Origin of the sequence: Allomesorhizobium aridi (assembly GCF_043769475.1) — a bacterium.
In the GTDB taxonomy this organism is placed as follows: Bacteria; Pseudomonadota; Alphaproteobacteria; order Rhizobiales; family Rhizobiaceae; genus Allomesorhizobium.
The window spans coordinates 1,445,416-1,457,880 of sequence record NZ_CP171729.1 but is presented as its reverse complement, the minus strand read 5'-3'; the positions used below and the strand labels follow the sequence as shown (position 1 = coordinate 1,457,880).

At 62.8% G+C, this 12,465-nt stretch carries 10 protein-coding genes and 1 pseudogene; 5 read left to right on the top strand and 6 right to left on the bottom strand.

Annotation, left to right across the window (positions count from 1 at the left end):
* The first annotated feature begins 1 nt into the window (after position 1).
* A complete protein-coding gene (locus ACG873_RS09170; RefSeq protein ID WP_394891430.1) occupies positions 2-337 on the top strand; it encodes a cupin domain-containing protein in 336 nt (111 codons plus the stop codon).
* 520 nt (positions 338-857) lie between these two features.
* Here the strand turns inward: ACG873_RS09170 and mtnA are convergent.
* Together mtnA and mtnK are read right to left on the bottom strand one after the other, a co-directional pair.
* Positions 858-1,952: an S-methyl-5-thioribose-1-phosphate isomerase gene (gene mtnA, locus ACG873_RS09165; RefSeq protein WP_394891429.1), complete on the bottom strand. Its 1,095-nt coding sequence runs from the start codon at positions 1,950-1,952 to the stop codon at positions 858-860.
* Positions 1,949-3,223 (bottom strand): S-methyl-5-thioribose kinase, encoded by a 1,275-nt coding sequence (gene mtnK / locus ACG873_RS09160; RefSeq protein WP_394891428.1) that lies wholly within the window; start codon positions 3,221-3,223, stop codon positions 1,949-1,951. The genes mtnA and mtnK overlap by 4 nt, the downstream gene beginning before the upstream one ends.
* Positions 3,224-3,360: 137 nt before the next feature.
* Here mtnK and ACG873_RS09155 point away from each other — a divergent pair, with 137 nt between their 5' ends.
* The 3 genes from ACG873_RS09155 to ACG873_RS09145 all read left to right on the top strand — a co-directional run bounded on the left by ACG873_RS09155 (position 3,361) and on the right by ACG873_RS09145 (position 7,036).
* Positions 3,361-4,872 (top strand): sugar ABC transporter ATP-binding protein, encoded by a 1,512-nt coding sequence (locus tag ACG873_RS09155; protein ID WP_394891427.1) that lies wholly within the window; start codon positions 3,361-3,363, stop codon positions 4,870-4,872.
* A gap of 83 nt (positions 4,873-4,955) precedes the next feature.
* Positions 4,956-5,951, top strand: coding sequence for an ABC transporter permease (locus tag ACG873_RS09150; protein WP_394891426.1), 996 nt, complete (start codon positions 4,956-4,958; stop codon positions 5,949-5,951).
* Positions 5,952-5,983: 32 nt separating this feature from the next.
* The gene (locus tag ACG873_RS09145) at positions 5,984-7,036 is read left to right on the top strand and encodes a substrate-binding domain-containing protein (RefSeq protein WP_394891425.1); all 1,053 of its coding nucleotides are present in this window, start codon (positions 5,984-5,986) and stop codon (positions 7,034-7,036) included.
* A 67-nt stretch (positions 7,037-7,103) separates the two neighbouring features.
* Here the strand turns inward: ACG873_RS09145 and ACG873_RS09140 are convergent.
* The 4 genes and pseudogenes from ACG873_RS09140 to ACG873_RS09125 form a co-directional block, all read right to left on the bottom strand.
* Positions 7,104-9,157 (bottom strand): annotated as a pseudogene (locus ACG873_RS09140) (bifunctional aldolase/short-chain dehydrogenase).
* 87 nt (positions 9,158-9,244) lie between these two features.
* Complete coding sequence (locus tag ACG873_RS09135) at positions 9,245-10,201, bottom strand: sugar-binding transcriptional regulator (protein ID WP_394891424.1); 957 nt, start codon at positions 10,199-10,201, stop codon at positions 9,245-9,247.
* Positions 10,202-10,283: 82 nt separating this feature from the next.
* Positions 10,284-10,577, bottom strand: a complete 294-nt coding sequence (locus ACG873_RS09130; RefSeq protein WP_394893411.1) for a Dabb family protein — start codon at positions 10,575-10,577, stop codon at positions 10,284-10,286.
* 100 nt (positions 10,578-10,677) lie between these two features.
* Positions 10,678-10,806 carry a hypothetical protein gene (locus tag ACG873_RS09125; protein ID WP_281352836.1) on the bottom strand — a complete coding sequence of 43 codons (129 nt, stop codon included), beginning with the start codon at positions 10,804-10,806 and terminating at the stop codon, positions 10,678-10,680.
* A 356-nt stretch (positions 10,807-11,162) separates the two neighbouring features.
* Here ACG873_RS09125 and ACG873_RS09120 point away from each other — a divergent pair, with 356 nt between their 5' ends.
* Entirely contained in the window at positions 11,163-12,419 is a 1,257-nt protein-coding gene (locus ACG873_RS09120) for a class I SAM-dependent methyltransferase (RefSeq protein WP_394891423.1), read from the top strand.
* Positions 12,420-12,465: the final 46 nt, after the last annotated feature.

Genomic DNA, 12,465 nt, shown 5'->3' with positions numbered 1-12,465 from the left:
AATGTCCAAACAAAAGATTTTTTCGCATCCGGGCGAAGGAATGTGGACGCCTACTCCCGACGGGAACCGCCGACGCGTCGTCCTCTACACTGACGAACTGATGGTCGTGGAGTTCGCCTTCGAGAAAGGCGGTGTCGGCGCGCTTCATTCTCACCCGCATGTGCAGTCGAGCTACATCGCCGAAGGCCGTTTCGAGGTCACCATCGACGGGCGGACCGAAACGCTGGAGGCGGGAAGCAGCTTTATCGTCCCGTCAAATCTTGTACACGGGGTGAAGGCGGTCGAAGCTGGCCGGCTGGTCGACACGTTCACGCCGCACAGGGCCGACTTTTTGTAACGTCTCACCCTCGTCGATGGATGGCTTCTTTTTCGACTAAGGTTTTGTAGCGCACCTCTCCGCTTCGGACCCTCGGGGCTTCGCCGCAATCGGGGCTGAACTCGATCTTGGGGTTTTGTCTTCCGGGTCATGTGAAGGCGCACCTCTCCGTTGCCACGCCCGCTTTCGCGTCTGGCCATTTGTGGGAAGCGGCGCATGGCAGCGACGCCTAATCAATTTAATTTAGTGACGCGCTGCCATGCGCCGCCGGCGTTTTCTCCCCTTGCCGCTCCCGGCCCATGCCCTGTCCCGGTAATCTGGGACAAAGCGCGGGCGCACAGGTTCGACCCGGGGCCGGAGCGCCCCGCACGACCATGCGGGAATCATCTCCGGCGCCACACTTGCCTGGATGCCGGTCGTGCACACCCGTTCCCACCAGCAAGCTGCCGGGATGAAGTATGCGGGCATTGAGGGAGGGTGTGGACAAAGCCAAGGAAAACATTCCTGACAGATGCTGACAGGAGAGGGGCGCTATCGTCCCTCAGCTCCGTTCCGGGAACAGCGCCTTCAATCCCTCGCGCGACGCCTTCGCGATGCCACGCTCGGTGATCAGCCCCGTCACCAGCCGCGCCGGGGTCACGTCGAAGGCAGGGTTCGCAGCGCCGGTAGCCTCGGGCGAGACACGCACCTGCACGATCTCGCCGGACGCCGTCTTGCCCCAGACGAACGACACTTCGTCGCCCGAGCGCTGCTCGATCGGAATTTCCTTGAGACCGTCGCCGACTGTCCAGTCGATGGTCGGCGACGGCAGCCCGACATAGAACGGCACGCCGTTGTCGTGCGCCGCGAGCGCCTTCAGATAGGTGCCGATCTTGTTGCAGACGTCGCCATTGGCCGTGGTGCGGTCGGTGCCGACGATCACCATATCGATTTCGCCTCGCTGCATAAGGTGGCCGCCGGCATTGTCGACGATCAGCGTGTGAGGCACGCCATGCCCGGCCATTTCCCAGGCGGTCAGCTGCGCACCCTGATTGCGCGGGCGCGTCTCGTCGACATAGACGTGAACCGGAATTCCTTCTTCCACCGCCAGATAAATCGGGGCAGTGGCGGTGCCGTAATCGACGGTCGCCAGCCAGCCGGCATTGCAGTGCGTCAGTATGTTCACCGGCGCGCCAGGCTTCTTTCCGGCCGCAATCTCCTTGATGATCGCCAGTCCGTTGACGCCGATATTTCGGTTCAGCCCGACATCCTCGTCGGCAATCTCGCCGGCCCGGCGAAAGGCGGCCTCGGCGCGCTGCTCTAGCGACAGCGGTCGCAGGAAGGCGCGCATCTCGTCCAGCGCCCATCGCAGATTGATAGCGGTCGGCCGCGTCTCGTGCAGCGTTTCCCAGACCGCGTCGAGCGCCTCATCAGACGGATCGTCGGCCATCTGGATCGCCACGCCGTAGGCTGCCGTCACCCCGATCAGCGGCGCGCCGCGAACCCACATGTCGCGGATCGCGGTGGCGATGCCGGCAACGGTGTCGATCCTCTCGACGCGGAAATCGTGTGGCAGCCAGCGCTGGTCGATGATCTCGACCGAGCGGCCATCCTCGCCCGGCCAGATGGTGCGGTAGTGGCGGTCCGCAACTTTCACGATACGGTTCCTTTTTCCATAAGTATGGCGAGCGCGTTGACCTCGTCGATGCTGTGGATATTCCGCCTGTTGACCACGATCTGACGGCCGAACTTCAGCGCCTTTGCCTCGCAGTTAGCGCGCAGGTCCTGATCAGCAATGGTTTCGAAGTCCGCATTGTGCGCTAGGCCCAGAATGCGGCGGTGTATCTCGATGCCGGCGAAGCCCAGCATGTCCGTCCAGATGGAATGAAGCATCTGGTCGAGCGCCTGTTCCGCGCCGAGCGTGTCGCCCTGATCCTCGAACAGGCTTTTCTGATAGAGGATGCCCGTCCGCTCGGTGCGCCAGAGATGCGAAAACTCCTTGCGGAATACCGACCACGTCTCGACGATCACGTCGATGAGATAAACGCGCGTGGTGGCGCGGTCTCCGTCGTGCTCATGCCCTCGCTGCGAAAAGAAGGCCATCCAGAAATTGGCGAGCAACATTCCGACGTCGAAGGCCATCGGGCCGTAGAAGGCGAATTCCGGATCGATCATCCGCGTTTCGGCCTCGGTCACCATGATCGAGCCGGAGTGAAGGTCGCCGTGCAGCAGCGTCTCGGCATTGGCCGTAAACAGATGCTTCAGGCGCTGAGCCTCAACCTTAACATCGCGGTCGGCGCGCAATTCGGCAACCAGCGCGTCGAGCTGCGGTGAGGTGTGGCGATTCATCTTCGCGTCGAAATAGGGATCGGAGAACACCAGGTTTTCGGTGATGTCGCACAGCTCGACATTGTCGGCGAACAGCGCCAGATCGGCCTTGCGCTCCTTGGTCGGCATGGAGAGGTCGGAGCCCCGGAACAGCGTGCGCGCCATGAACAGGCCGATATCGTTGGCGATGTTCGGCAACTGCCGGCCTTCGATCAGCGCCTTGCGCAGGATGACGTGCGGCGGCGACAGATACTCCATGACGATGAGCGCCTGGCTCTCGTCGAAATGATAGATCTCCGGCACCGAGCCCGGCGCCCTCGCCTGCTGGCGGGTCAGAGCGTGATATTCGAAGAAGGAGCGCTTCAAGGGCAGCGGCCAGCTTTCGCCAACGAGACGGACATAGGGCAGCGCCTGCTTGACCACCGCGGCGCCTTTTTCGCCCTCGACGATGAAGACGAGGTTCAAATTGCCGTCGCCGACCTCACGCACTTTCCAGGCCGAGGCGTTTTCGCCAATCCGCGACGTCAGCGCCTCAGTAGCGCCCAGCCTCGCGGCCAATGTCTCGATCGACAAGGCTTCAAACGGTTCGCTCATCGTCACTCCGGCCTCCCCCGCTGCGTGTTCCCATCATAATGGAGCAATGGCGACTGGTCCAAACTAGGAACCGCTCTGGCAATTGTCAATCGTGTTGACAATTGCCGACATTGTTCATAGCGTTGAAGTCAGGGAGGAAAGGCATGGTCGAAAATGCCGTGTTCCGCGTGGAGGGGCTGAGAAAATCCTTTGGCCGGATTGAGGTGCTTGGCGGCGTCTCTCTCGACCTGCATGCGGGCGAAGTGACAGTGCTGATGGGCGCCAACGGCGCCGGCAAATCCACCCTCGTCAAGATCATCAGCGGTGTCTATGCCCGCGACGGCGGCGCAATGAAGCTAGGCGGCGATGATTTTGCGCCGGCTACGCCTGCAGAGGCGATACGGTCCGGCGTTGTCACCGTGCACCAGAACATCAATGACGGCGTCGTCGCCGACCTTGATGTCGCCACCAATCTCACGCTCGACCGGCTGAGCGGAAGCGGCGCGCCGACATTTTTCAATCCGCGCCGCGTCCGCCGTGAGGCGAAGAACGTGGCCGACCGTATGGGTCTGGCCATCGACCTCAGGTCGCGGATCAACAATCTGTCGCTCGCCGATCGCCAAATGGTGGCGATCGCGCGCGCCATGGCGCACGAGCCGAAAGTGTTGATCCTCGACGAGCCGACCTCCTCCCTGTCGAGTGCGGAGGCGACCCGGCTCTTCGCCGTCATCGACCGGCTGCGAGCGCATGGCGTCGCGATCCTCTACATCTCGCACCGCATGTCCGACATCCGCCGATTGGCGGACCGGATCGTTTCGATGCGCGACGGAAAGATCAGCGGCGTCTTCGAGGATAAGCCACTCGACTATGAAGGCGCGGTCAACGCCATGCTCGGCCGCAGGATCCATCTCGACCGGATCGTTGTCAACGAGGCGGCAAAGACGGTTCTGGCCGTCGACGGCCTGCGCATCGCCGAGGGCGCCAGGCCAATCTCGTTGACGCTAGGAGCCGGCGAAGTCGTTGCCGTCACCGGCCTTGTCGGCGTCGGCAAGACGGCATTGGCCGAGACACTGTTCGGCGCGCGCGCGCCGCTCTCGGGTACGATGGTGCTGAACGGCACGCGCTACGCGCCGGCGACGCCGGGCGAAGCGATCGCTGCCGGCGTCTTTCTGGTTGCCAAGGACCGCGGCGACAACGGCATCGTCCAGGATTTCAACATCTACGAGAACATCAGCCTGCCGTTCCTGAAGCGGCTTTCAGGTCTGGGCGTGCTCAGGCGCAACGTCGAGCGGGCCACCGCACGGCGGCAGATCGGCGACCTCGGCATTGTCTGCCGGACCGAACGGGACGAGATGGGTACGCTGTCGGGTGGCAATCAGCAGAAGGTGATGGTGGCGCGCTGGATGTCGCAGCCGGCCAGCCTCTTCATCCTCGACGAGCCTTTTCAGGGCGTCGATATTTCGGCAAGGCGTGACATCGCGGCGAAGCTTCGGGCGAGTTCCGGCGGACGGGCGACGCTGATCTTCGTGACCGAACTCGACGAAGCGCTGGAGACGGCGGATCGCATATTGGTGATGTCCGAACACACCATCGTCGGCGAGCACCGCAACGCGGATATCGATATGGACCGGCTGCTCGCCGAAGTGGCGGGCCAACCGCTGCGCGGCGCGGCTTGAATATGTGAGGCAGGATCGAATTGAGCGACAAAGGGCATGAACTTGCATTGCGTGACAGCGGCCGCGCGGCTCGAAGGGACAGAATGACCCTGCGCGACCTCGCCATCCGCTATGGTTTTCTGGTCCTGCTTTTCGGGCTGATCGCCTATTTCGCGATTTCGGCCGACGGTTTTGCCTCGCCGCAAAGCGCCGTCTTCATTTTCCAATCGGTGGCGATCACCGGCATATTGGCGCTCGGAGTAACCGCCACGCTCGTCGTCGGCGGCTTCGACCTCTCCATCGGCTCGGTTGCGACCAGCGCCATGATGGCGGCAGCCTATGTGATGGTGGTGCTGGAGCAGAACGCGGTGGTAGCGGTCGCCGCCTGCCTGCTGATCGGCGTCGTAGTCGGGCTGATCAACGGCTTCCTGATCGTCTATATGCGCGTTCCCGATCTCCTGGCCACGCTCGGCATGATGTTCCTGCTGGTCGGCCTACAGCGTATTCCGACGGAAGGCCGCTCCATCGCCACCGGCATGACTATGCCGGACGGTTCGGTCGCGGCCGGCAAGTTCAGCGCCAATTTCCTTGCCCTCGGCCGCCACCGCTTCGATTTCTTCATCGACAATCTGCTGCCGGTATCGGTCGTGGTTCTCCTAGTGCTTGCCGTGCTGATCTGGTTCTTCCTCGAATATACGCGTTTCGGCCGCATGATGTATGCGGTCGGCAGCAATCCGCGAGCGGCGGAATTGGCAGGCGCGCCTGTCAAGGCATACAAGATCTGGGCCTACGTCATTTCGGGAGTTTTCGCCTCCATCGGCGGCATTCTCCTCGCCGCCCGGCTTGGACGCGGCGACATTGCCTCGGGTAACAATCTGTTGCTGGATTCCGTCGCTGCGGCGCTCATCGGTTTTGCGGTTCTGGGCGCGGCCAAGCCCAACGCTTTCGGCACCGCCATCGGTGCGCTCTTTGTCGGCGTGCTGCTGCAGGGGCTGACCATGATGAACGCGCCCTATTACACGCAGGACTTCATCAAGGGCGTCGTCCTTGTCGTCGCCCTGGTTTTTACCTTCGCGCTGTCCAACCGGGGCAGAGCCTAGAAAATATCGTCGGATCAACGGAGGAGACGGGAATGAACATTACACGCAGAATTCTGGGCAAAATGGCGCTGGGCCTAGCCGGCGCGACCATGCTGATGCAGGCGCCGGCGCTGGCGCAGGACAAGCCGGCGCCGTTCGACAATCCCGGCGAGGTCAAGATCGCGCTGGTGCGCTATCTCTCGACCGGCGACTTCTTCCAGGCATATTTGTCGGGTGTCGAGGCGCAGGCCAAGGCGCTCGGCGTCGACCTGCGCGTGCTCGACAGCCGGCAGGACGCGGCCCTCCAGGCCGACATGGTCGACCAGGCGATCGCGCTCGGCGTCGACGGCATTATCATCCAGCACGGCTTGACCGAGTCCATGAAAGAAGCCGCGCAGCGTGCCGTTGACGCGGGCATCAAGGTCGTGGCCTTCGACGTCAATGTCGAGAATGAAAAAATCCCGCAGATCGAGCAGTCGGACCGCGACCTTGCCCGCCTCGCGCTCGAGCAGGCGATCAAGGACAATGGCGAAAGCTGGAAGGCCGGCTACGTCTACGTCGCGGGCATCGCGCCGCTCGACCGCCGCGACGAGACCTGGAAGGAGTTCAAGGCGAAATATTCGGGCATCAACGAGGCGGCGATGTTCGGCACGCTCGACAATCCGATCGCCAATTCGGTCGCCAACCAGGCGCGCTCGGTGCTATCGGCCAACCCCGACATCAAGGTGATGTTCGCGCCCTATGACGAATTCGCCAAGGGCGTGAAAATCGCGGTCGACGAAGCCGGGCTCTCTTCCGACATCAAGATCTATTCGGCCGACATCTCGACGTCAGACATAGCGGCGATGCGTGAACCGGACAGCGCCTGGGCGGCTACCGCCGCCACCAATCCGGCAGTGGTCGGCCAAGTTTCGGTGCGTGCACTCGCCATGATGCTGGCAGGTGAAGACCCAGGCAGACAAGTCATCGTGCCGCCGACGCTGATCACGCAGGCGCAGTTGAACGAGAACGATATCAAGAACATGGAAGAACTTTCGGCGAAACTGCCGCAATTCGCCCATGCCGACGTCGCCATGCCGGCGTGGATGCCGCTGCCGACAAAGTGACTGCTTCTCTATGAGGATGATGAAAGGGCGGCTCGCGAGGGCCGCCCTTTTGCATTAGGGAATCGCGCTACCTCAGCGCCGCCGCTATATTCCCGCCGTCGACGGTGGTCACGTCGGCGGTCGTCCGCTCGGCCAGCGCTTGATGCAGGAAGGCCTGCGCCACGTCCTCGGCGGTCACTTCCTGGCCGAGAAGATTGCCGGACATGTATTCCTTTTCCGACACCCCGCGCGCGCCGGAGCGGCTGGCGATCATGGCGTCGGTCAATAGCCCCGAGCGGATGCGGTCGGCGTTGACGGCGTTGGAGCGGATGCCGTCCGCGCCATATTCCAGCGCATATTGCCGCGACAGGAACAGCGTCGCCGCCTTGGGCAGGCCATAGGCGCCGAATTTTGCACCGGGATTGACCGCCTGCTTCGAGGCGTTGAACAGGAGTACACCGCCGGTGCCCTGCTCCAGCATGATGCGTACGGCATTCTGCGCCACCGACTGGTGGGCGAAGAAGTTGAGTTCAAAACTCTTACGCAGGATGGCGTCGTCGAGTTCGCCGATACGGCCTTCCCAGGCAGCTCCCGCATTGGAGACGAGGATGTCGACGCCGCCATAAGTAGCGACGGCCTTGTCGAAGGCGGCGCGCACCTGCGCCGGATCGGTAATGTCCGCGCCGACGCCGATCGAATGGTTGCCTGCCTTCTTCGCCGCCTCGACCGCCTTATCCGCGTCGAGGTCGACCACCACGACATGCGCCCCATTGGCGGCGAAAAGCTTTGCCGTGGCGGTGCCGATCGCGCCGGCGCCGCCGGTCACCAGCATCACCTGGCCCGTCAACGGCTTCGGCTTGTTGGAGGCGAGCTTGGCCTGTTCCAGCGACCAGTATTCGAGCGGGAAGAGGTCGGATTTGGCGAGCGGCCGGAAATCGCCGATCGCTTCGGCGCCGCGCACCGCCTCGATCCACATCTCGCCGACGTCGGAGGCGATCTTCGCATCCTTCAGCGTACGGCCATGTCCGAACATGCCGAGCCCCAGAACCAGCGTCAGACGCGGCATCGGGTCGAGCATGGTGCGCGAAACATCGTCCAGCGCGTCGTTCGTCTCGAAATAAGCGCGGTAATCGGCCGCAAATTGTTCGACATGCCGCTTGATGACGGACTTGTAGTCATCGGCCGCGTCGGCGTCCGGCGCCGGCAGCGCCATCGGGCCGGTCTTGATGCGGATCGACAGGTCGGGCGTCGAGACGCCGCGGCCCGCATAGTCGGCGATCTTCTCCGATGCGATGAAGTCGAGTATCGCGTCCGACGTGCGGTAATCGCTGATCATGCGGTCGAAGCGGCCTTCGCCGCGCGAGACCGCCACCGCTCCGCGCAGCGCCGGCGCTATGTCCTCCGGCGTTGCGAGCTTGCGCGGCAGCGCCGCTTTGGCAGCCGGTGGCTTGCCGTTGGCGGCGACATAGTCCTCGGCCGCCGTCACATAGTGGATCATGCGGTCATAGGCCTGCCTAGCGTCGTCGCCGAAGGTGAAGATGCCGTGCTTGTCTAGGATCAGTCCTTCGACGGAGGGATCGGCGTCGTAGATTTCGGCCGCCGCCTTGGCGAGATCGAAGCCCGGCTTGATGTAAGGCACGAAGCCCATCTTGCTGCCGAACACTTTCCTGCATAGCGCCTCGCTGTCGGCCTGGTCGACAACGGCGAGAATGGCCGTTGAATGTGTGGGTCGACGAATTTGTGCGGCAGGAAAGCGTGAAGCAGCGTCTCCACCGACGGATTCGGCGAGGACGGGTCGATGAGATTGGCGCGCTGCAGTGCCACCATGTCCTCGTCGGAAAGTTTTTCCAGCGAGCGCGCCTTGAGAAGCGGCGCGAGTTTCACGGCCGGCAGGCCGGCGGGCTCGATCACGCCCATGTCCCAGCCGCTGCCCTTGACGCAGAGCACGTCCCATTCGTCGCCGACGAGGTCGGTGACTCTGGTCTTGCATGACGTATTGCCGCCGCCATGCAGCACCAGCCGCGGCTCACCGCCAAGCAGGCGGGTGGTATAGACGCGAAGCGTCAGGTCGCGTGAGACGCCCTTCTTCGCGTAATCGGCAACAAGGCGTTCGGCTTCGGCGTCATCCCATAGGTTTTTCATGATGCTAGGTCCGGTTTCTTCGTTTGTTTGTTGAGACAGGAATGCTGTGACGCGCCGATGACGGTCCCGTACACATCCATCCGCGAATTATCCCGCCATGGCTTTCGCGTGATCCAGCAATCGCCGCGCCATGCCTGCTCCGACCACCAGATGCGAGCACAGCCCGCCTGTGATGGCCGCGATCAGCGGCTCGAATTTCTTGTCTTCCTGGACTACCATCAGCCGTTTCGGAATGGCGGCCAGCGATTTCAAATCAGCCGAGATGACCCGGCGGTTGTAGCTGCAGTCGAGCGCCGCGCCTCTGGCGTCGATGATCTGCCCGGCAATGACGCCGGCAGCGCCCCTTTGGCGCAAGGCGTCCATCTCGTCGGGGGTGAGCGCCCCGCATTTGACCACATGGCTGTCCGCGTCGACGGTGCCGACCGAATAAAGCGCGAGATCGCAGTCCGAAATGCTCGCGAGCTGCTCGCGGATCACCGGTTCGGCGCGCAGATCGCGCGCCAGCGCCTCCGTGGTCAGCACCAGCGGCGCATAAAAATTGATGCCCTGGGCGTTCAGCCGGCGGGCGATCTCCATCGTGCACTGGTCGGGACGATAGGAATATGGCGCGCCGAGATTGCCGCATAGCTGCACCACCGTCACTTCCTGCAGGTCGGCGTAGGACATGATGTCGGCGATCGCATAGACCGTCCTGCCCCAGGCGACGCCGATGCGGTCGCCCTTCCGGACCAGTTCGAGGAACACGCTCGCCGCCAGCACCGGCACTTCGGCCGTGGGATCGGCGGCCTGCTCAGTTTGCGGCGCGATCCAGACGGCATCGAGCTTCAGCGCATCCTCCAGCTGGCGCGCCAGCACGTCCTCAGCGAAGAGCTGGGTCGAGGTCGAGATGTTGACGATGCCGGTCTCGCGCGCCTTGCGCAGATACATGGCGACGGAAGCCCGCGAAATATCGAGCTGCTTTGCCACCTCGTCCTGCCGCAGGCCATGCGCGTAATACAGCCAGGCGGCCTTGTGGATGATCTGTTCTGCCGGTCGGATTGCCATCACGCCTCCCTCTCGACATTAGTCATGACCGCTGACAAAAGTCAAACCAGCCCGTCATTCCCAGCTTGGCTGGCTTACACGATCAGCTGGGCTGCGCAACAATATCAGCGGAGTAGCGCAATTCGCGCAGCGGCCGGACCTGACGTGTGGTCTCGGCGTAGATCGGATCAGCCTTGTAGGCAGCGAGAGCTTCAGCATTCGCGAACTCAGCATAGACGACCACATCCACCTCGTCGGACAGCGGATCGACCTTGGTGTTGAGCGAAACTTCGAAGCGGCTGGAGTGGGGAATGGCGCCAAGCCGGGCAAGGCCGGCGCGAATGGCTTCCACATCCTCACGCTGCTTTGCGCTGAAAAACACGACGTGCCGGATCAAGAGCGCCTCCGCCGAAATATGCGAGGCGTTTTCGGTCGGCAATGTGCTGCCGTCAACCGCACCGGGCCCGGATGTGCTGAACTGACGCTGCCCGAACCGTTCAGCCGGTTATGAAGCTCAGCATATGCCTCAGCTCGCGGACTCCCGAATCCAGATAGCGGCCCTCATTGTAGCCGCCGTCCCAGATCAGGAAGCCGGTAACGAGGCAAATCCCGATTACATAGCGCATGCCCTACCCCCAAGGCGGACGTTTCGTCGCCGCACGATGCTTGCTGTGCGCCCACTTTGTTGATTGCCGCCGAAACCGCAAGGCCCGGCAAGTTGCGTGGTGCTGTTTTTGATTCTCGCGCAGGCATATCCATGCGGCCGCGCCATAGCGGCGTTCGGCGGATGAACCCACCTGGCACAGCGGCGACCGCCGCCTGTACCTTGAACTTCGCTTTGCCGGCAATGAAGCTCGCGGCCTTGCACCGGGGCCAAGCCGCGAAATAACCGGAAGTTGCGGATTTCCCCCGACAGTATCATGATGCGGAACAGCGTGCGCCGGCAAGGCATTGCAATACATCATCTAATCAGAGCTGTGCGATGAAAAGGGACGGCATCGAGGAGACTGCTTCGGACGGGGCGATCCGCCTCCACGCGGGAAATTTCGCCGAAGTAGCCAAGGGGCTGCCAGCCAAGGCGCGCTTGGTGCTTTCGGCGGCGATGGAGCTTGCCCGCGGCACGCTGAAGATCACCATGCCAGACGGCCGTGCGGTCGTCGTCGGCGGCAAGTCGCCCGGTCCTTCGGCGCAGATCGTCCTGAAGAACTGGCGACTGCCCGGCCGCGCCTTTACCAGCGGCACGATCGGGGTCGCCGAATCATACATGGATGGCGACTGGGAAAGCCCGGACGTGACCAGCTTCCTGGAACTGTTCGTGGTCAATTCCGAGGCCGGGGAGAAAGTCGCCGGCGGCGCGAGTTGGCTGCTCACCACTGTCCAGCGCCTGCGCCACTGGCTCAATGAAAATACCCGCACCGGTTCGAAGAAGAACATTTCCGCCCATTACGATCTCGGCAATGCGTTCTACAGGCAGTGGCTCGATCCCAGCATGACTTATTCGTCCGCGCTGTTTTCAGCCGGCGCCAACGATCTCGAAAGCGCGCAGGTGGCGAAATACCGCGCGCTGGCCAGGGATGTCGGCATCGGCACTAACGACCACGTGCTGGAGATCGGCTGCGGCTGGGGCGGCTTCGCCGAATTCGTCGCGCGCGAGATCGGCTGCCGCGTCACCGGTTTGACCATCAGCCGCGAGCAGCATGACTTCGCCGCCGAGCGCATCGCAAAGGCCGGGCTTTCCGACAAGGTCGAGATCAAACTGCAGGACTATCGCGACGAGAACGGCAAATACGACCGCATCGCCTCGATCGAGATGTTCGAGGCGGTCGGCGAAAAATACTGGCCGGTATTCTTCGGGAAGGTGAAGGATTGCCTCAGGGCGGGCGGCACCGCCGGCATGCAGATCATCACCATCAACGAGGCGGCCTACAGACTCTATCGCAAGCGTCCGGATTTCATCCAGCGCTACGTCTTCCCGGGCGGCATGCTCCCGACGCCGGCGATCCTCAAATCGCTCGGCACCGAACAGGGGCTGTCCTTCCTGCGCGAGCGGGTCTTTGCACAGGACTATGCCCGCACGCTCGCGGAATGGCGGCTGCGCTTCTGGGAATCATGGGAAAAGATCGTGCCGCTGGGCTTCGACGACCGCTTCAAGAAGCTGTGGGAGTTTTATCTCCACTACTGCGAAGCCGGATTCCGGGCCGAATACATCGACGTCCGGCAGGTGGTGTACAAGGCCTGATTGCGGGGCTTTCGCCCTGAAAGGGCCTTATCCCCGGCTAGGTTGC

What these genes read in the sequence shown, in the direction of transcription:
- ACG873_RS09170 (WP_394891430.1), top strand. Translation starts at nt 2, where the DNA reads ATGTCCAAACAAAAGATTTTTTCGCATCCGGGCGAAGGAATGTGGACG.
- ACG873_RS09155 (WP_394891427.1), top strand. Translation starts at nt 3,361, where the DNA reads ATGGTCGAAAATGCCGTGTTCCGCGTGGAGGGGCTGAGAAAATCCTTT.
- ACG873_RS09150 (WP_394891426.1), top strand. Translation starts at nt 4,956, where the DNA reads ATGACCCTGCGCGACCTCGCCATCCGCTATGGTTTTCTGGTCCTGCTT.
- ACG873_RS09145 (WP_394891425.1), top strand. Translation starts at nt 5,984, where the DNA reads ATGAACATTACACGCAGAATTCTGGGCAAAATGGCGCTGGGCCTAGCC.
- ACG873_RS09135 (WP_394891424.1), bottom strand. Translation starts at nt 10,201, where the DNA reads ATGGCAATCCGACCGGCAGAACAGATCATCCACAAGGCCGCCTGGCTG.
- ACG873_RS09125 (WP_281352836.1), bottom strand. Translation starts at nt 10,806, where the DNA reads ATGCGCTATGTAATCGGGATTTGCCTCGTTACCGGCTTCCTGATCTGG.
- ACG873_RS09120 (WP_394891423.1), top strand. Translation starts at nt 11,163, where the DNA reads ATGAAAAGGGACGGCATCGAGGAGACTGCTTCGGACGGGGCGATCCGC.